The organism is Hyphomicrobiales bacterium (assembly GCA_002869065.1).
Taxonomy (GTDB): domain Bacteria; phylum Pseudomonadota; class Alphaproteobacteria; order Rhizobiales; family Rhodobiaceae; genus Rhodobium.
Map to the genome: position 1 here is coordinate 323,314 of PKTR01000003.1, position 19,008 is coordinate 342,321.

The 19,008-nt window shown below is 64.2% G+C and carries 21 protein-coding genes; 11 read left to right on the forward strand and 10 right to left on the reverse strand.

Translation table 11 applies throughout. The annotated features are described in order from the left end of the window. Positions 1–126: 126 nt before the first annotated feature. The 5 genes from C0606_12270 to C0606_12290 all read left to right on the forward strand — a co-directional run bounded on the left by C0606_12270 (position 127) and on the right by C0606_12290 (position 6,755). Positions 127–1,578, forward strand: a complete 1,452-nt coding sequence (locus tag C0606_12270) for an amino acid regulated cytosolic protein (GenBank protein PLX37342.1) — start codon at positions 127–129, stop codon at positions 1,576–1,578. Continuing rightward, complete coding sequence (locus tag C0606_12275; GenBank protein ID PLX37261.1) at positions 1,575–2,597, forward strand: TIGR01620 family protein; 1,023 nt, start codon at positions 1,575–1,577, stop codon at positions 2,595–2,597. Before C0606_12270 ends, C0606_12275 begins: the two co-directional genes overlap by 4 nt. Positions 2,598–2,680: 83 nt before the next feature. Next, positions 2,681–4,075 carry a hypothetical protein gene (locus C0606_12280; GenBank protein PLX37262.1) on the forward strand — a complete coding sequence of 465 codons (1,395 nt, stop codon included), beginning with the start codon at positions 2,681–2,683 and terminating at the stop codon, positions 4,073–4,075. Between the two features lie 202 nt (positions 4,076–4,277). Then, positions 4,278–5,453 (forward strand): VWA domain-containing protein, encoded by a 1,176-nt coding sequence (locus C0606_12285; protein PLX37263.1) that lies wholly within the window; start codon positions 4,278–4,280, stop codon positions 5,451–5,453. A gap of 525 nt (positions 5,454–5,978) precedes the next feature. Next, positions 5,979–6,755: a hypothetical protein gene (locus tag C0606_12290; GenBank protein PLX37264.1), complete on the forward strand. Its 777-nt coding sequence runs from the start codon at positions 5,979–5,981 to the stop codon at positions 6,753–6,755. A 37-nt stretch (positions 6,756–6,792) separates the two neighbouring features. Here C0606_12290 and C0606_12295 read toward each other — a convergent pair whose 3' ends face one another. Next, complete coding sequence (locus C0606_12295) at positions 6,793–7,707, reverse strand: LysR family transcriptional regulator (GenBank protein ID PLX37265.1); 915 nt, start codon at positions 7,705–7,707, stop codon at positions 6,793–6,795. Between the two features lie 105 nt (positions 7,708–7,812). On the opposite strand from C0606_12295, the gene C0606_12300 reads away from it, so the two are divergent. The 4 genes from C0606_12300 (at position 7,813) to C0606_12315 (ending at position 9,857) form a co-directional block, all read left to right on the forward strand. Next, complete coding sequence (locus C0606_12300) at positions 7,813–8,361, forward strand: alkylhydroperoxidase (GenBank protein ID PLX37266.1); 549 nt, start codon at positions 7,813–7,815, stop codon at positions 8,359–8,361. Positions 8,362–8,413: 52 nt separating this feature from the next. Further along, positions 8,414–8,878, forward strand: coding sequence for a DUF1348 domain-containing protein (locus tag C0606_12305; GenBank protein ID PLX37267.1), 465 nt, complete (start codon positions 8,414–8,416; stop codon positions 8,876–8,878). 2 nt (positions 8,879–8,880) lie between these two features. After that, entirely contained in the window at positions 8,881–9,486 is a 606-nt protein-coding gene (locus C0606_12310) for a pyridoxamine 5'-phosphate oxidase (GenBank protein ID PLX37268.1), read from the forward strand. Between the two features lie 140 nt (positions 9,487–9,626). Then, positions 9,627–9,857 (forward strand): zinc ribbon domain-containing protein, encoded by a 231-nt coding sequence (locus C0606_12315; protein PLX37269.1) that lies wholly within the window; start codon positions 9,627–9,629, stop codon positions 9,855–9,857. Between the two features lie 480 nt (positions 9,858–10,337). Here the strand turns inward: C0606_12315 and C0606_12320 are convergent, their stop codons facing one another. The 3 genes from C0606_12320 to C0606_12330 form a co-directional block, all read right to left on the reverse strand. Then, entirely contained in the window at positions 10,338–11,636 is a 1,299-nt protein-coding gene (locus tag C0606_12320; protein ID PLX37270.1) for a hypothetical protein, read from the reverse strand. A 267-nt stretch (positions 11,637–11,903) separates the two neighbouring features. Continuing rightward, entirely contained in the window at positions 11,904–12,533 is a 630-nt protein-coding gene (locus C0606_12325; protein PLX37271.1) for a YitT family protein, read from the reverse strand. Between the two features lie 77 nt (positions 12,534–12,610). Further along, the gene (locus C0606_12330; GenBank protein PLX37272.1) at positions 12,611–13,414 is read right to left on the reverse strand and encodes an AraC family transcriptional regulator; all 804 of its coding nucleotides are present in this window, start codon (positions 13,412–13,414) and stop codon (positions 12,611–12,613) included. Positions 13,415–13,574: 160 nt separating this feature from the next. On the opposite strand from C0606_12330, the gene C0606_12335 reads away from it, so the two are divergent. Continuing rightward, positions 13,575–14,741, forward strand: a complete 1,167-nt coding sequence (locus C0606_12335; protein ID PLX37343.1) for an MFS transporter — start codon at positions 13,575–13,577, stop codon at positions 14,739–14,741. 16 nt (positions 14,742–14,757) lie between these two features. Here C0606_12335 and C0606_12340 read toward each other — a convergent pair whose 3' ends face one another. From C0606_12340 to C0606_12350, 3 genes are all read right to left on the reverse strand, one after another. Then, positions 14,758–15,408 (reverse strand): SAM-dependent methyltransferase, encoded by a 651-nt coding sequence (locus C0606_12340; protein PLX37273.1) that lies wholly within the window; start codon positions 15,406–15,408, stop codon positions 14,758–14,760. A 14-nt stretch (positions 15,409–15,422) separates the two neighbouring features. Beyond that, complete coding sequence (locus tag C0606_12345) at positions 15,423–16,445, reverse strand: ferredoxin--NADP(+) reductase (protein ID PLX37274.1); 1,023 nt, start codon at positions 16,443–16,445, stop codon at positions 15,423–15,425. Between the two features lie 147 nt (positions 16,446–16,592). Further along, entirely contained in the window at positions 16,593–17,042 is a 450-nt protein-coding gene (locus tag C0606_12350) for a hypothetical protein (protein PLX37275.1), read from the reverse strand. Positions 17,043–17,120: 78 nt separating this feature from the next. Here C0606_12350 and C0606_12355 point away from each other — a divergent pair, with 78 nt between their 5' ends. Then, the gene (locus C0606_12355; GenBank protein ID PLX37276.1) at positions 17,121–17,588 is read left to right on the forward strand and encodes a MarR family transcriptional regulator; all 468 of its coding nucleotides are present in this window, start codon (positions 17,121–17,123) and stop codon (positions 17,586–17,588) included. 23 nt (positions 17,589–17,611) lie between these two features. Here the strand turns inward: C0606_12355 and C0606_12360 are convergent, their stop codons facing one another. The 3 genes from C0606_12360 to C0606_12370 all read right to left on the reverse strand — a co-directional run bounded on the left by C0606_12360 (position 17,612) and on the right by C0606_12370 (position 19,004). Next, positions 17,612–17,932, reverse strand: coding sequence for a 2Fe-2S ferredoxin (locus tag C0606_12360; GenBank protein ID PLX37277.1), 321 nt, complete (start codon positions 17,930–17,932; stop codon positions 17,612–17,614). Positions 17,933–18,087: 155 nt separating this feature from the next. Continuing rightward, positions 18,088–18,477: an Hpt domain-containing protein gene (locus tag C0606_12365; protein PLX37278.1), complete on the reverse strand. Its 390-nt coding sequence runs from the start codon at positions 18,475–18,477 to the stop codon at positions 18,088–18,090. Positions 18,478–18,695: 218 nt separating this feature from the next. Next, positions 18,696–19,004, reverse strand: coding sequence for a hypothetical protein (locus C0606_12370; protein PLX37279.1), 309 nt, complete (start codon positions 19,002–19,004; stop codon positions 18,696–18,698). Between the last annotated feature and the right edge of the window lie 4 nt (positions 19,005–19,008).

The following is a 19,008-nucleotide window of genomic DNA, read 5'->3' on the forward strand; positions in this document are numbered from 1 at the left end:
CATTGTGGCGGCGCCCAGCGCCCCGCCCCTTTCATCCGGCCGCCGAAGTTTCTACATGGAGACGAGGAGGCGCCGCCGTTGAAACTGACCACCCTGACCGACGACACCCGCCTTGCGCTCGCCAATATGGGCGATTTCGCAACCGGCATGATGACACCGAGCGTGCGCCTCGGCGTGACCGGCCTGTCGCGCGCCGGCAAAACGGTGTTCATCACCGCCCTCGTCCACAACCTGATCAAGGGTGGCCGTCTGCCGCTGTTCGAGCCATACGCCGGCGGACGCCTTTCCGGCGCGCGCCTGCAGCCGCAACCCGACGACGCCGTGCCCCGCTTCGACTACGAATCCCATGTCGCCACCATGTTGAGCGACCGGCTGTGGCCGCAATCGACCAAGCGCATCTCGGAACTGCGCGTGACGGTCGAATACGAGTCCGCCTCCTTCCTGTCGCGCAATCTCGGCAGCGGCAAGCTGCATATCGACATCGTCGACTATCCCGGCGAATGGCTGCTCGACCTGCCTCTGCTGTCGAAGGACTTCGCCACCTGGTCGCGCGAGGCACTCGCGCTTGCCGACCTGCCGAACCGCACACGTCTCGCCGCCGGCTGGCGCAAGACGCTCGCCGGCATCGACCCACTCAGCGAGGAAAGCGAGACGACGGCCCGAACGCTTGCCGACGCCTTCACCGCCTATCTCGCAGCCTGCCGCAGCGACGAACACGCACTCTCCACCCTGCCGCCCGGCCGCTTCCTGATGCCCGGCGACATGGAAGGATCGCCGGCGCTGACCTTCGCTCCGCTGGCCCTGCCGGACAGCGGCAGCGCTCCACGCGGCTCACTGTGGGCGATGATGGAGCGCCGCTACGAGGCCTACAAGACGCATGTCGTGCGGCCATTCTTCCGCGATCACTTCGCCCGGCTCGACCGCCAGATTGTGCTCGTCGATGCACTGTCGGCACTCAATGCCGGACCCGCCGCCGTGCATGATCTGGAGACCGCGCTGACCGATATTCTCGCCTGCTTCCGGCCCGGCAAGGCGAGCTGGCTGTTCTCCATATTGAGCCGCAAGATCGACCGCATCCTGTTCGCCGCGACCAAGGCCGACCACCTGCATCACAGCGATCACGACCGGCTGGAAAAGATCCTTGCGCGCCTTGTCGAACGTGCTATCGAACGGGCGAAATTCGCCGGCGCCGAGGTCGACGTGGTCGCCATGGCCGCCGTTCGCGCGACGCGTGAAGCAACCGTCGAACGCGATGGCGCGCGCTTGCCCGCAATCGTCGGCACACCGCTGCCGGGCGAGACGGTCGCCGGCGACGCGCTCGACGGCGCGAGCGAAATCGCCATGTTTCCCGGGGACTTGCCGGAAGATCCGGAATCGCTTTTCAAGGCACTTGAATCACAATATCAGCGACTTGAATCAGGCTCGGAAGGCGCTGAATCGAAGTACGAGGAACCGCTGCGCTTCGTCCGTTTTCGCCCGCCGCAGCTCGAGCGCAGCCGCGACGGCCTGCGCCTGATCCTGCCGCATATCCGGCTCGATCGCGCCCTCCAGTTCCTGCTTGGAGACAAGCTCGCATGACCGACCGCCAGCGCAAACCGACCGCCTTCCGCCTCGACGACCCCGACGTCGTCATCACCGCCGCCGCACCCGCCGAGACGGACGCCCTCATCGCCCTTGCCGAGGCCGATCTCGCTGCTCCGCCGGCACCACCTATGAAGCGCCGCTTCCGTTGGAGCTCGCTGTTCTTTAGTGCGCTCGGCGGTCTGATCTCGCTCGGCGTCGGCCTTGCCGTCGACCAGTTGATCCGCGACCTCTTTTCGCGCGCCGACTGGCTCGGCTGGCTCGGTATCGGCCTCGCCGCACTCGCCCTGCTGGCCGCCCTTGCCATCGTGTTGCGCGAGCTGTTCGGCATCTGGCGCCTCAACCGCATCGACCGGCTGCGCACCACCGCGGACGCCGTCATCGAGGCCGACGATCGCGCCGGCGCCATCGGCCTCGTGCGCAATGTCTCCGACCTCTATGCAAACCGGCCCGACACCGCGCGTGGCCGTGCGGCCATCGCCCAGCGCCATGGCGAGATCATCGACGGCGCCGACCTCGTGCGCCTCGCCGAACGCGACCTCTTTGCCCCGCTCGACGCCCGCGCCCGCCGCCTCGTCATCGACTCGGCCAAGCGCGTTTCCGTCGTCACCGCGATCAGCCCGCGCGCCGTGGTCGACGTGCTGTTCGTTTTCGTCGAAAGCCTGAGGCTGATCCGCCGCGTCTCCGACCTCTACGGCGGCCGCCCGGGAGGCATCGGTTTCATGCGGCTCGCACGCCACGTCATCGGCCACCTTGCCGTCACCGGCTCGATCGCCATCGGCGATAGTCTGGTGCAGCAACTCGTCGGCCATGGCCTTGCGGCAAAGCTCTCCGCCCGCCTCGGCGAGGGCGTCATCAATGGCATGTTGACCGCACGCATCGGCCTTGCGGCAATAGACGTCTGCCGGCCGCTCCCCTTCGCCGCGCTCAACCGCCCGAGGATCGGCGACGTGCTGTCGGAGCTGATGAAATCGGCTGACGCGGACGGCAACGACAAGTCGAAACCCGGTCGCTAAACATATCGCAGCGCGCGTAACCGAAGATTCAGCCCTTTCCCTTAAGCTCGCCGGAGTAGTGAGTTCTTAGGGGGAATTTTCTTATGGCCATTGCCGACGCCGCACAGCCGGTCGCGCGCAACCCGTTTCTGGCACAACTCGCCGACCGGACCGGCTGGATCTTCGCGGCCATCGCAGTGATCATTCCCAACATCCCGTTTCTGGCACTTTCGATTTTCGTCTGCCCGAACCGGGTAATGTCGATCGCGCTCTACGTTTTCGTCGCGCTCGCGGCGAGAAGCCTGGCAGTATGGCTATCGATCGCCCTGCTTGCCGCGGTCGTATTTTTCGATGTGGTTCAGGTGATCTCCGGCGTCTTCGATCTGTCGCCGCTGATGATCGTCGACTCGCTCAAATATGCCGTCGCCTTCGATATCTTCGCCTCACCGGCCTATCTCATCGTCGTCGCCCTGCTGACCGCGACCACCGCACTCACCGGCTACCTGATCGCGCGCTATCGCGACGCCATCCGCACGGCACCACTGCTCCCGGCGCTGCTCTGCGCCTTCGCGGTATTCATCTTCGATTATGCCGCGAACGCCCGCACCCAGAAGGCCCTCGGCTTCCTCCTGAAAACGCAGGTCGAGTTCGATTCGGCCATCGGCCAGAGCGGACTGACGCCCCCCACCGTTGCGAACAAGGGCCACAACATGCTGTTCGTGATGGTCGAGGGCATGGGTGCCTTTGCCGATCCCAAACACCGCGCGCTGCTGACCGATCGGCTGGAGAAGGCCGGCCTCGACGACCGCTATACGGTCAGCCACGGGCTGAACACCTATGTCGGCTCGACCACCGGCGCCGAATCCCGCGAGCTGTGTGGACGCTGGGGCGATCATCGCGACTACCTCGACGGCGCCGCTCACCCGGAATGCCTGCCGGCGCAGCTCGCCGAAAGAGGCTACGACACCGCAGCCTTTCACGCCTTTACCGGCGAGTTCTTCGAGCGCTCGCTGTGGTATCCGAAAATCGGCTTCAAGCACGCCTCCTTCCGCGAGCAGCTCGACGCCAGCCCGATGCCGCGCAGCAAGGTCTCCTGCGGCCTCACCTTCACCGGCCTGTGCGACCTCGACGTCGCCAACCACGTCGAAAAATACCTGGCGGAGCGCACCGACAAGCCGCGCTTCGCCTATTGGTTGACGCTCAACACCCACATGCCGATCGCGCCCGACGAAGGCACCGACAGGCTGTCATGCCCCGATGGTGGCCCGTTCGGCGACCGCACCGTCTGCGACATGACCGAGATGTGGATCGACGTGCTCGACCGCGTTGCCCAGATGGCCGCCAATCCGGACCTCGCCGGAACCGACATCATCGTTGTCGGCGATCACCATCCGCCGATCTGGACCCGCCATGGACGCAGCCTTTTCGCCCCGGGTTCGGTCGCCTGGATGGCGTTGAAAGCCAAAGACCCGGCCCCGGTTCGCCACGCAAGCCGCTAGAGCGTGTCTCCAAAAAGTGGATGCCGGTTTTGGGACAAAGACACGCGGCTAACAGACAGAAAAAGCTGTAGACAGCTCAAGCGCGGCGCGCGAAGCCGAACAAACGCGACAGGTTCAAACGCACCGCGAGCGACATCTGGCCGCTCGCCCGCAAGGCCCCTATACTCCGGCGAACACCACCGCTTCATGAGTTTGGGACCTGATGTTCGTCAACTTCTTCCATGAGCTGAAATCGGCCGGCCTGCCGGTTTCCCTGCGCGAATACCTCACGCTGATGGGCGCGCTCGAAGCCGACCTCGCCGAAAAGCGGGTCGAGGATTTCTATTTCCTCGCTCGCGCGAGCCTGGTGAAGGACGAGAAGAACCTCGACAAGTTCGACCGCGTGTTCGGCCACGTCTTCAAGGGTCTCGACCTGATGAGCGAAGCCATCGAGGCCGAGATCCCCGAGGAATGGCTGCGCAAGATGGCCGAGAAATTCCTCACCGAGGAGGAGAAGGCCGAGATCGAAGCACTCGGCGGCTGGGACAAGCTGATGGAGACGCTGAAACAGCGCCTCGCCGAACAAAAGGGCCGCCACCAGGGCGGCAACAAGTGGATCGGCACAGCCGGCACCTCGCCCTTCGGCGCCTATGGTTACAACCCCGAAGGCATCCGCATCGGCCAGGAAGAGAGCCGCCACAGGCGCGCGGTGAAGGTCTGGGACAAGCGCGAATTCAAGGACCTCGACGACGCGGTCGAACTCGGCACCCGCAACATCAAGGTCGCGCTGAAGCGCCTGCGCCGTTTTGCGCGGCAAGGGGCGGCGGAAGAGCTCGACCTCGACCACACCATCAAGTCGACCGCCCATCACGGCTATCTCGACATCCAGATGCGCCCGGAGCGCCGCAACGCGGTCAAGGTGCTGTTGTTCTTCGATGTCGGCGGCTCGATGGACCCGTTCATCCGCCTGTGCGAGGAGCTGTTCTCAGCCGCGCGGATGGAATTCAAGACGATGGAGTACTTCTACTTCCACAACTGCCTCTACGAGCGCGTGTGGAAGAACAATCGCCGCCGCCACACCGAGACGATCTCGACCTGGGACGTGCTGCACACCTACCCGTCCGACTACAAGGTCATCATCATCGGCGACGCCTCGATGAGCCCCTACGAAATCTCCTATCCCGGCGGCTCCGTCGAGCACTGGAACGAGGAAGCCGGCGGCGTGTGGATGCAGCGCCTATCTGAGACCTTCCCGCACAGCGTCTGGCTCAACCCCGTCTCGGAACGGCACTGGGACTACACCCAGTCGATCCAGATGGTGAAGGACCTCGTCGGCCACCGCATGTTCCCGCTGACGCTGGAAGGATTGGACGGAGCCATGAAGGAGTTGGTGCGGTAGGGGGAGGCAGAGAGTGCGGGCAAAGCCCACCACCTTCCCGAATTTATCCCCGACTGCTACCTTGGGTTTAGCATTGCTTATCGCCTCTAACCATGGAGAATAAGATGAGCAATGAATCTCGTGGGCTCTCTCTGCGCAGTGCAATAGCACGCACCTTTTCCAACGAACACCAACGGCGAACCCGCAACTCGTCGATGCACATAGGCAATCTCGAAGGAAAAGGCGTTTTTGAGGTCTGGGGACCCCCGCGTTTTTGGGGCCCTTGGACCGAAGTATTCGTCTCGTTTGGCCCGACAGGTCCCGGTCGAGGTTCCCACAAGATCACCAAGGAAATCTCTTATGAAACACTTTCAGATGCCCCTTCAACTTTCGACGTTGAAATCCGTGGTGGTGACCGTTTCGTAAGAGCTACCGGGCCTGGAACCTCAACCGTCACGATAACAGGGGAAGTCTCCACATCGCTGAAATTCCGAGCGAAGAGTCATTCATTGGGGCAAATCATTCGCGTTAGGGTAAGGTGACCATATGCAGCTGAACACGAGAGCCAGTCGCCAAACGGACAGTGCAGCCATTTCTAGAAGACGCTTTGCAAGGGCATCCGGTATCGCCCTCCTTCTCGCCTCCGCCCTCGCCGCACACGCCGCCGAGCCGGAGCCTCTCACCCTCTACCAAATCGGCGAGACGCTGACCTATTCGCACGAGGACATCGTTACGATCCGGCATGAGCGCGACGAGCGGAACGAAGCCATCGATCAGGAATTCACGATCACGGAAGCCGCCGCCGCGCGGCAGAAGGCATTCACCGGCGCGCTCGTTGGCAAGACCATCGGCCTCGTCTTCGATGGCCGCATCGGCTCGGACAACACCATTGTTCGCGAGCCGATGGGCCTCACGATCGTCCATACCTTCATGCCCGACACGCCCGAATATGAGGCCCGCGCCAACGCGCTGGAAGCCCGCCACGCCGACCCGGCGACAAGCACCTCTACGTCGGGCACCTCTACGTCGGGCACCCCAACAACGGGCAACCATCCGCTGATCTTCCTGTTCGAACGCAAAGCCAAGGTGGAACTGACGGCTAGCGACATCGAAAGCTGCACCTCCGCCGGCGACAGGGTCGAACTTCGACTGCACCCATCGGCCCTGAAAAATCTCGCGAACCTGGGCGCCGAGCAGCAAGCCGGCCACTGGCTTCTCACGTCCGGCGATATAGTCGTTAACGACTGGCGGACCGGCACATTGACGGCATCGGGCATCTTCTCGGCAGCGACCCTTGCCGCTGGCACTGTCTGTCCGAAATAGCACCCCGCCGCCGCGACTTGTCGCTCGGCGCCCCCTTTCAGGCGCGCCCGCCTCTCCCGTTCGCCAGTCTCGCCTCCAGCCGAGGGGCGGCAAAGTCGACGAACATGCGCAGTTTTTGCGGAACGAGACCGCCGCCATAGAGGATGCTGACCGGCCACGGCTCCGGCTCGTGGTCCTGAAGCACGATTTCCAGCCGCCCTGCCGCAACCGCCTCGACCGCCTGATAGGACAGCACCCGGGTCAGCCCAAGGCCGGCGACGGCGGCGTCGACGGCGGCTTCGGCCGTATTGACGACCATGCGCGACTTGACCGTGACGGTTCGTTGCGCCTGTCCTTCGCCGAACTGCCAGCGGTCGGGCGCCATAAGGTTTTCGAACGTGACGCAATCGTGCCCCGCCAGATCATCGGGCCGCTCGGGCCGGCCACGCTCGGCAAGATAGGCCGGGCTCGCGCAGATCACCCGGCGCACCTCGCCGATCCGCCGTGCGCGCAACCGGCTGTCGGGCAGATGACCGATGCGGATCGCCGCGTCGATCCGGTCCTCGACAAGGCTGACCGGGCGGTCGGATTGCTCCAGCCTGACATCGACCTCCCGGTAGGTTTCGAGAAACGCCGCGATGACCGGCAGCACATGCAGCCGCCCGAAAACGATGGGCGCGGACACCGTCAACAGCCCCTTCGGAACACTGAATTCGCCAGCCGCGACCCGCTCGGCCTCGCCCACCTGTTCCAGAATGCTGCGACACGCCGCGAGATAGGCCTCCCCCGGTTCGGTCAATGAAAGGCCGCGCGTGGAGCGGTGCAGGATCCGGGTGCCGAGCCGCTCTTCGAGTTCAGCCACCCACCTGCTGACGGTCGCGAGCGGCATCCCCAGTCGCCGCGCCGCGGCCGACAGGCTGCCCGCATCCGCAGCGGCGACAAGTACGGACATGGCATCGAAACGGTCGGTCATATGCTCTCAATTTCTGGAAGGATGGTTTCTGATTTTAGCCTCTTATACCAATTTCTGAAATCGATATCTATCGGGGTGTCAACCCGCAAACCAAGGAGACACCCCATGTCACGCATTCCCATTCCCGCCTCGGTCGACGACGCCCCGCAAGCCTCGCAGCCGCTTCTGAAACAGGTCGGCAACATGCTCGGCAGCGTGCCCAACCTGTTCCGCCTCGTAGGCAACAGCCCGGCGGCGCTGGAAGGCTATCTCGGCCTTTTCGGCGCACTCGGCAAAGGCGCCCTGCCGGCCCCGACCCGCGAACGCATCGCGCTCGCCGTCGCCCAGTTCAATGGCTGCGGCTACTGCCTGTCGGCCCACACCTATCTCGGCGAAAAGGTCGCCAAGCTCTCGGCCGAGGAGATCGCCTATAACCGCAAGGGTCGCTCCACCGATCCCGGCGCCGACGCGGCGGTCATCTTTGCCGTCAAGGTCGCCGAAAACCGCGGCCGCGTCAGCAATACCGATCTCGCCGCCGTTCGCACCGCCGGCTACAGCGATGCCCAGATCATCGAGATCGTGCAGCACGTCGCCCTCAACGTGTGGACCAACTACCTCAACGAAGTAGCCCAGACCGAGATCGATTTCCCGGTCGCCAACGGCATCGCCGCGTAACACCTCATGGCGGCGGCACAGTCGCCGCCATGCTTTCACCAGGAGAGCGAAAATGAGCCGTCCCCCGATCCCCCCGTTCACCGCCGAGACCGCCGCGCAGAAGGCGCGCATGGCCGAAGACGCATGGAATACACAGGACCCCGCGAAGGTGGCGCTGGCCTACACGCCCGACACCAGATGGCGCAACCGTTCGGAATTCCTCAACGGGCGCGCGCAGGTCGAGGCTTTTCTCGCCCGCAAATGGGTCGCCGAAAACGACTACCGGCTGATCAAGGAAGTCTGGGTCCATGGCGCCAACCGCATCGCCGTGCGCTTTGTCTACGAATGGCGCGATGGCTGCGGAAACTGGTTCCGCTCGCACGGCAACGAAAACTGGCTGTTCGATGCCGACGGCTACATGGCCGAGCGCCACGCCTCGATCAACGACGTGCCGATCTCCGAGGAGGAAAGGCTGTTCCGCTGGCCCGCCGGCCGCCGGCCCGACGACCATCCCGGCCTGACCGAACTGGGGCTGTGACAATGGCGCGGGACAGCTCCATGGATGTGGCTTTCACGCCGGCGGTGAAGGCCGTTCAGAACGCCAAGGGATCGCGCGAGATCTACGCCCGGATGGCGGCCAGCCAACCGTGGCCGACCCGGGTCACGCCGGACCTCGCCGGCTTCATCCGCCGCCAGACGAGCTTCTTCCTTGGCACCGCCAGCGCCGACGGCCAGCCCTATATCCAGCATCGCGGCGGACCGGCTGGCTTTCTGAAGGTCCTGAACCCGACACAACTCGGCTTCGCCGATTTTGCCGGCAACAAGCAATACATCACACTGGGAAATCTCTCGGAAAACCCCCGGGTGATCCTGTTTCTGATCGATTACGAGAACGCCCGCCGGGTGAAGATCTGGGGCAAGGCCCGCGTGGCGGAAGACGATCCCGCCCTTGTCGAACGACTCCACATCGCCGGCGGGAGGCGCCGCGCCGAAAGAGCCATCATTCTCGACGTCGAGGCATGGGACGTGAACTGCCCGCAGCACATTCCGCGCAGGATCGATGCCGATCGGGTCGCCGAGTTGCTGGAAGAGCGGGATGCCCGCATCGCCGCGCTCGAAGCGGAACTCGCGCGATACAGGCCGTGATCGGCCAAGGCGCGGCAGCCGGAAGCCTCGCGCGCCTGCAAGCGCGGCACAATGCCCCTTTCCGCCGAATTGCCCGAGCGAATTTAGCCGTGATAAAGGGCAGGCAACGACTGCATTTTCCCTTTCGACGAGAGCGACCGATGCCGACCTACGATTACGAATGCGCCGACTGCGGCACCCGTCACAAGATCCAGCACGCCATGTCCGCGCCGGCGCCCGAGTGCCCGAGCTGCAGCGGCACTCTGGCGAAGATCCTCATCACCGCCCCCGCCGTTTCCGGCGTCAATGGCGGCTCGGGCTTCTCGTCCGAACCGGCGGCCTGCGACATGCCCGGCGGCGGCTGCGCGACGGGCGCCTGCCCGTTCGCTTGAAGGTTCGCGTACGCACCGCCGGCCTTTCGCTCGGCTCCCGCTCAATGCGGCGGCAGCCATCCGCACAGTGAACTCCTTTTCCGCACCGCGTCATCCTCCGGCTCGACCGGAGGATCGCTCTCCACACGCGTGGGAAAACGCTATTTTGCTTAGACGCGACTGAAGGGAAACGGCGCCAAACCTCAGAGCCGTGCATTACGCCGGACGATCCTCCGGTCGAGCCGGAGGATGACGCGGTGCCTTTGGTGAGCCGGCGGCACCCCGCCACCGGCATACCGTCCCAAGATGGGCAATGGGCCCCGGCTCAAGGCCGGAGCAACGCGGAGTGTGTGGCAATCGCGGTACAAACGCCGTCGTTACGAGCACTCACCGAACCCGGAGGGTTCGCAAGGCCGACCGGCCGCCGCCCGGTCAGGGCGCCCTCGCGGAGGCTAGCGGACGGCAGTCCGCGCGCAGCCGTGAGCGAAAAAACTTCGCCCCCTACCGACACGCGACCTTCTTCGTCACCAGCTCGCCGTCGTCACAGATGACCTGCATACCGGTGCAAACCGCCTTGCCCTTGCGCTGGAACTTCGCCGCGCTCTGCCCGTCGGCGAGGTAGGGCCGCGGCAGCGCGCCGGAGACATAGCAGCCCGACTTACCGCGTTCCGGCGCCTTCACCGAGCGGTTGCCGAACACCTCGTTCGGCTTCTCGTCGACCTCGATCATGTAACCGGCATCGAGCTTGACGATCTGGTTGTGCGCCACGACGTTGTCGCGCGCCATATCCTTGTCGTTGACACCGGTGCCAAAGCCGAACTTGCTGTCGGCGCCGCACCACGGCTGCACTCCGTTGCGCGAAGCAAGCCAGATCGCCGGCACCTTGCCGGTCGCGTTGAACGAGCCGGTCAGCCAGTTCTTCACCGACAGATTATGGCCGATGGATTTGTCGTAATAGAACGAGTTGTTGATGATCCGGTTGCGGCGCGGCTCCTGGTGGCGCACCGTGCCGCCCTCGCCGCAGTTGCGGTAGATGTAGATGCCGCCGTTCTCAAGCGCCGAGAACGAGTTACCGGCAAACACATTGTCCGCCGAGCCGTCGATCGCGACCGTCTCGCGATACTCCGTCTTCACCGCGATGCGGTTGTTGCGAAAGGTGTTGTGCGCCGTTTCCGCGTCGAGATAGATGGCGTGGCCATTGCTGCGACCAAGGATCTTCGAATGCGTCAGCGTGAACCGCGTGACGCCCGGCGCGAGATAGATCGCGGTGCGCTTGAACGCCTCGATGGTCGAGTTGTGCACGCGAATGCCGGTCGGTGCGGCGGCCTGCGCGCGCTCCGTATGGCCCTTTGCGTGCGACGACGCCTTGACGAACTCGTCCTCGCCGTTGACGCCCATGCCGATGACACGGATCGAGCCCTTCACCGTGCAGTTCTTGATGGTGTTGTTTTCCGGCCGCTCCCAGGTCGCCGCGCCCGGCTTCTTGCCGGTACGTTTCGACTGGATGATGATCGTGTCCTGCTTGCCCGCCTTGGTGCCGTCGATGGTCGCGCCGTTGCAATCGAAGGTGACGCCGGACGACGCCGGGCCGTTGAACACCAGCCGCTTGGTCACCACGGCCTTCGGATCGAGCTTCACATCGCAATTGATGGCGATCGCCATGCTGCCCTTTTTCGCCGGCGCGAGGATCTCCGAAAGCTTCTTCGGAGGGCAGGCATTCGCCGCCGCAGCCGGCGTCACACCGAGCGACATCGCCGCGGCCGCAATGCCGAACCCGGCGAGAAGGAAACCGTATTTCATGATCTGTCATCCGTCCGTTCTGCGGCCCGTCGACGCGGCGCCTCGCCCGATCCTTTCGCGTGCAATTGCGGCAAAATTTCCGCTGTTCGCACGGCTGGTCGGCGACGGCGCCAACGCTCAACGGCGCGCCCGCAACACCCCTGCTGCACAGCGTCCATACGCGAAAAGGCGTTAACTCTTTGTTGACCATGCCCCGGCCGCGCGCATCACCCTCGGAAATACCGCCCCGGGCTGATGCCGAAGGACTCGCGGAACGACCGCTTCTGATCAAAGGCTGACCGGATAGCGCTCCGGGCGGTGATTGAGGGCAATGATCGCGTTGAGAACAAAGGCGCCAAACAGCGAAATGAACACCGCTACAGGATCGAGAACGAAGAAGGCGGCGGCAAACAACACCGCATCGAACGCCTGCTGAAACCAGCCGGCGCGGAAACCGGTCTTTTCCTGCACGATCAGCGCAACGATGCCGAGCCCTCCCGCGCTCGCACCATGGCGAAACAGCGCGATCAGGCCGACGCCAGCGCAACATCCGGCCAGCAAAGCCGCCAGCCAGGGATCGAGGTGATTGAACGAGATCGCCATAGGCAACAGCGCCGTAACCGCCGAAAGCCCGGCGACCACCGCCAGCGTATAGAGCGTGAACCGCGCGCCGCGCCGCTTCAGGGCAAGCGCGTAAAACGGAATGTTCAAGACGAAAAAGACCGGCGCGAAGCCCCAGCCGCTCGCATATGAAATGAGCACCGCCAGCCCGGCGATCTGGCCGGTCACCAGCCCTGCCGATTTGAGCAAAACGACGCTGAACGCCGTCATCAGGACGCCGAAGGCAAGCCCCTGGACGTCGTCGAACAGGGAATGACGAAACTGCGCGCGCGGTTGGTCCGCAGCGAAGGTGTCCATGAGGAAGGTTCCGGATTTTCTGGCATGCGCCGGGAGAAAGCGTGACGGCATCCTACAGGGTCATCGCGAAAACGCCATCAGCTTCGAAAATACCGCCCCGGGCTGATGCCGAAGGACTCGCGGAACAGCGCGATGAAGGCGCTCGGGCTCTCATAGCCGAGCTTTTCCGCAACCAGCGTCACCGGCATCTGATCGGCGAGCAGTTCGAGCGCTTTCAGGAGTTTCGCCTGCCGCCGCCAGGCTCTGACCGTCAGCCCCGTCTGCTTGCGGAACCGCCGCTCGAAGGTGCGCACCGAAACGGCGGCGAGTACCGCGAAATCGGCAATGCCACGCGGATCGCCAGGATCGTCACGCAAGGCTTCGGCAACCGCGCGCAGGCGCGGTTCGTCCGGCATCGGCAGATGCAGCGGCGCGCTGACCGACGCCGCGATCTGATCGAGCAGCACCGCGACCAGCCGGCCATCAGCGCCGTCCTCTTCATAGGCGCGCGGCCGCGCCATCAGGGCAAGGATCAATTCGCGCAAAAGTGGCGAGACCTGCACCACGGTCGGCGCACCGGGCAGATGCGGCGCCGCCTCGGGACGCACATAGATCGTGCGTAGCGCCGTCAGCGAGTGGGTGCGTGTACCGTGCACCACGCCGGCCGGAATCCACACCGCCCGCTCGCGCGGCACGATGAAGGTGCCCGACTGGGTGTCGACCGACATGGACCCCGAGATGATGTGCAACAGCTGACCGCGATCATGGGTGTGCGGCGGGTTCACCTCGGCGCTGTCGCGGTCGCGCGCATAGGCCACCACCGCGCGCACATCGTCATGCGGCGGCGGCAAAAACATCTCGGGATGCGTGGCATGCTCGAACATTTGACGCCTTTCCGACATTTATTGGCAAATAGCGGCTAACACGTCGCCATTGAAAACGATTATCTGTTGGCTCTGAGGAACTCAAGCATCCGGAACTTTCATGTCGCAGCAGCACACCACCCCCGGCACCCCCCTCTCGCCGCCCGCAACGGGCTGGCGGAGCCCGGCGGCGATGCTGATGATCATGGCCGCCGTGATGCAGCTGTCGTTCGCCACCTGGTGGACGCTGTTGAATAATTTCGCCGTCGACGCGGTCGGCTTCACCGGCAAGGAAATCGGCATCCAGCAGTCGGTGCGCGAGATCCCCGGCTTCCTGTCGTTTACGGCCGTTTTCGTGCTGCTGATTATGCGCGAACAGACGCTCGCGCTGGTGTCACTGCTGCTGCTTGGCATCGGCGTCGCGCTGACCGGCTATCTGCCGAGTTTCTGGGGCCTCATCTTCACCACCATGGTGATGTCGATCGGCTTTCACTTCTACGAGACGATGAACCAGTCGCTGTCGCTGCAATGGCTGGCGAAGGACGAGGCGCCCAGGAAGATGGGCCAGATCATGGCCGTCGGCGCCTTCGCGCAGCTGATCGCCTACGGCCTCATCTTCTTCGGCTGGCAGACCTTCAACTGGTCGTTCCAGAGCGTGTTCCTGATCGCCGGCCTCGGCACGCTGGTCGTCGCCACCCTGCTGTGGATCGCCTTCCCGCACTTCAAGGAAGGCGTGCCGCAGCGAAAGAAGCTGGTCTTTCGCAAGCGCTACTGGCTCTACTACGCGCTGACCTTCATGGGCGGCGCGCGGCGGCAGATCTTCACGGTCTTCGCTGGCTTCATGATGGTCGAGAAATTCGGCTACGACGTGCACCACGTCTCCGGCCTGTTCCTCATCAACTGCATCGTCAACATGCTGTTCGCGCCGAAGATCGGCTCGGCCATCGGCCGCTTCGGCGAACGCAACGCGCTGACGTTTGAGTATGTCGGACTGATCGGCGTCTTCGTCGCCTATGCCTTCGTCACCAACGCGACGATCGCCGCCGCGCTCTACGTGATCGACCACGCCTTCTTCGCGCTGGCGATCGCCATGAAGACCTATTTCCAGAAGATCGCCGACCCGGCCGACATCGCGCCGACCACCGGCGTTGCCTTCACCATCAACCACATCGCCGCGGTGGTCATCCCCGCCGCCTTCGGGCTCATCTGGCTGGTCTCGCCGGCGGCTGTGTTCCTGATCGGCGCCGCCATGGCGGTCGGCTCGCTGGTGCTTGCCCGCATGATCCCGCGCCACCCGGAGCCGGGCCGCGAACTCGCCTGGCACCCGGCGCCGCGCACCGCTCCGCAGTCAATGCCGGCGGAGTAGATCTCGCGAAAAAATCCTACCTCGGCCGCGCCGTGCCGATGTGGTGGAAGCCGATGATCGAGGGCACGCCGACAAGCGGATAGCGGTGCGCGTCTTCCAGCGTGAACCCGCCCTCTTCGAGCAGTTCGCCCGGCCGACGGTTGAGGTGGCAGCCCTGCGCCATCGACCGCCAGATCGGGTTGAGCCGGTCCTGCCAGCGCGCGGTGCGCGGATCGTCCGCCCGCCCGTGCTCGCAAAAGAGCAGCCGCCCACCGGGTTTCAGCACCCGCCGCATCTCGGAAACGGCCGCCGCGATATCGGGGATCGAGCACATCGTGTAGGTGACGACGATGGTGTCCGCCGTGCCGCTCTCGAGCGACATGGCTTCAGCCGATTCCTCGACCAGCTCGCCGGATATGTCGCCGTGCAGGCGGGAGAAATCAACGAGCGACGTCAGCCCGTCAGACGGGTTGACGCCGATCACGTGGCGCACCCGCTCGGGATCGTAGTGGACGAGGTTCAGCCCGGTGCCGATGCCGATCTCGACGACGACGCCCTCGGCCTGCGGCACGACAAGCTCGCGCTGCTCGGTGAGCTTCGGGAACGAGCACACCGCGTTGACCACATACGGGCTGATATGCCGGCGATAGAATCCGCTGACCAAACGCTTCTCCTTGCGACCCGTCAGGCGCGGATCGCGTCCTACTTAACGCCGAGCTTCTTCTGCAGATTGGTCGACGACGTGGTGTACTGGAACACCACCCGCTCATCCGGGCTGATGTGCTTCTTCGCCGCCTGCGCCATCAGCGCCGCCTCGTGGAAGCCCGACAGGATCAGCTTCAGCTTGCCCGGATACCAGTTGATGTCGCCGATGGCATAGATGCCCTCATGCGAGGTGGCGAACTTCTCGGTATCCACCGGGATCAGGTTTTCGTGCAGGTTGAGGCCCCACTCGGCAACCGGACCGAGCTTCATGGTGAGCCCGAAGAACGGCAGCATGTGGGTGCAGGTGACGTGCTCTTCTGCCTCGGCCGTCTTCACCTTCGCGCCGGTCAGCGCGCCGCCTTCGCCCTCAAGCGCAGTCACCTGGCCGACATGGAAGGTCACCTTGCAGTCGGCGGCGAGCGCCTTCATCTTGTTGACCGAATCCGGCGAGGCGCGGAATTCCGGCCGCCGGTGCACAAGCGTCACGCTCTTGGCGATCGGCTGCAGGTTAAGCGTCCAGTCGAGCGCGGAGTCGCCGCCGCCGACGATCAGGATGTCCTTGTCGGCGAAATCCTGCATCTTGCGCACGGCGTAGAACACCGACGTGCCTTCATATTCCTCGACGCCCTTGATCGGCGGGCGCTTCGGCTGGAACGAGCCGCCGCCGGCCGCGATCACCACCACCTTGGCGTGGAACACCGTGCCGGCGTCCGTCGTCACGACGAAGCCGCCATCCTGCTTCTGCAGGCTTTCGACCATCTGGCCGAGATGGAATTCGGGATGGAACGGCTCGATCTGCTCCATCAGCTTCTCGACCAGGCCCTGGCCCGAAATTTCCGGCCAGCCCGGAATGTCGTAGATCGGCTTTTCCGGATAGAGTTCGGCGCATTGGCCGCCGACCTTGTCGAGAATGTCGACCAGGTGGCATTTGAGGTCGAGAAGACCGAGCTCGAACACCGCGAACAGACCGACCGGCCCTGCTCCAACGATCACGACATCGGTTTCAATCGGCTGCGACATGGTCTTCCTCCCGGTCTTTTTCGGCTCAGCGGCCGGCTGATGCTTAACGCACTTAACCGTCGGAGAAAACACCCTGCAGTGACCTGCGTCAGTTTGCAGGCATGACTGCCTTGAGGAGCCTCGCAATCGCCGCGTGATGGACCTCCGTCACACAGCTTTTCGGCGCGCGCGCAGCCGCAACCCATCGCGCATATTGAGCCCGAGCAGGACGAGATTCGCGGCACCCGCCGCAAGCTCCAGCGCCTGCACGCCGTAGAAGGCGGCATCGAAGTTTCCCTCGCCCGCCCTCATGGCGAGAAACACCGCTGACGGCACCAGAACGAGAACACCGTTCAGTGCAATGAACGGCATCCGCCGCTTCTTGGCGACAATCGCCGGGCTCTTCCATTTGCCACCGAGCCGCACGCCGCTCGCACCGGTCGCGATCAGCAGCGGGATCAGCACCGCCATCCCCCAGAGAATCCCTTGTTTAACGGACGCTATCGCTGCTTCATTGCCGAGCACTTCGGAAACCACCGTCGCGCCCCAGAACGTCGCGATGGCGACCATCGCCAGACCGCCCGCAATTCCATGCATTCGCACCACAGCGCTTTTCATCATTCGCTCCATCCGAAACATAACATAGCATGCTATATATTGTTGCATAGCACACTATGCAAGCGCCATGATGCGAGCATGAGCTTCGACAGGACCAGATCGGCGGGATACCTCGCCAACCACATGGCACGGCTGTTCGCGACCGGCCTGGCCGCGCGGATCAAGCCGCTTGGCCTGGCGCCGGCGCAATTCATGACGCTGCTGGAGTTGTGGCAGGAAGACGGGCTGACGCAGAAACAACTGGTCGCCCGCCTCGATGTCGAACAGGCGACGATGGCCAACACGCTGGCGCGCATGGAGCGCGACGGGCTGATCGTCCGCCGCCCGCATCCGGACGACGGCAGAGCCCAGTCGGTAAATCTGACGGAAAAGGCCCGCGCCCTGGAAGCGCCGGCGACCGAGGCCGCCGCGGCGCAGAACGCCATGGCGCTGTCGGATCTCGACGACGCCGAGCGCCGTCAGTTCCTCGCCCTCACGCAACGCGTGATTGCAGCCATGCGCGCCGGCATCGGCGAACCGGGCAGGGATCAGGATACGAGCGCATAGGCCCGCATAACCGCGTGCGCGATTTAGGCCTGGCGTTCGGGAACGCGGATGACGAGACCGTCGAGATCGTCGGTCACCTTGATCTGGCAGGAGAGCCGCGAGGTCGGACGCACGTCATAGGCGAAGTCGAGCATGTCTTCTTCCATCGTCGACGGCGAGCCGGTCTTATCCGACCAGGCGTCATCGACATAGACATGGCATGTCGCGCAGGCGCAAGCGCCGCCGCATTCCGCCTCGATGCCGGGCACGGCATTGCGGATGGCGTTTTCCATCACCGTCGAGCCGACTTCGGCCTCGACTTCGTGTGCGTTCCCATCGAACGCAATGAAAGTGATCTTGGGCATGAACAACCTTTTTCACAGAGAGTTTCGCCGGTTTGCCCCCGACATAAACCCTCCTGCGCCAAGGTCAAGCGCATCGTGGCGCATCATGGCGCCACACCCGCACCCGCGCCGGGCATTGCCGCCTGTTCCCGCGGCATGCCCGAAAGCGCGCGAGATCAGAGTTCGGACAGCACCGACTCGATGTAGCGGTTGGTAACGTCGACGCTTTCCTGCAGGGCCGCAAGGCGCGCTGCTTCGACGCCGTCGTCATGAACATTGGCTTCGACCAGTTCGGCCGCTTCGGCAACCTGCCAGGCACCGATACCACGGGCCGAGCCCTTGATCGTGTGGGCAGCGGCACGGCAGGCCGCGGCGGTCGCCGAGGAACGCAGGCGATCCAGATAAACGCCCGACTGACGGACGAAGAGCTGCAGCACTTCGCGCTCAAGATCGCGATTGCCCAGCGTGTGACGTGCCAGATGGACCAGATCGACCGGTCGCGACATGCTGCCTTCCACCGCGCCTGAACCCAGCGCACGCGCATCAATCATACCAACAAGGGCCATAACCTAGCCTTTCCCACTGTCTGAACCCGGGAGCGCACAGTCGAGATGCAACTGTTCCCGCACATTGAAGTGTCGTGGGGAAAGGCCAAAATCATGTTAAATTTGCGACAAAGGCGACCGGCGGAGGGTTTTTCCTCACCTCAGCCTAAACGGCGGGTAAATGCCGGCCCGATGTGGCGGATCGGCCACGGGCCAACGCCGGGTCGGCAGCAGCCCCGCTAACCGTCCGCGAGATGGGACGGCACGTCTGCGCCCAGCACCGTGTAACCGGCCGCCGTCAGCTTGCAGACCAGCCAGTCCGGCTTGGTCGGATTGGCAAACCACGGCTCTGCCCAGCCATGCGTGATGCAGGCCCGGATCGTCTTCGCGGCAAACGCCTGGCCGTCGCCGTCGAACAGAGGCAATTTTCCGCCCGCATGATCGAGGCCGCGGGCAAGATACTTGCGCTGTACCTCGCTCGGCCGATGAGACGCCTCGGTAACCTTGCCGGCTACCGAAGATTTGCCCCCTTCTTCCTTTCCCGCCATGGCT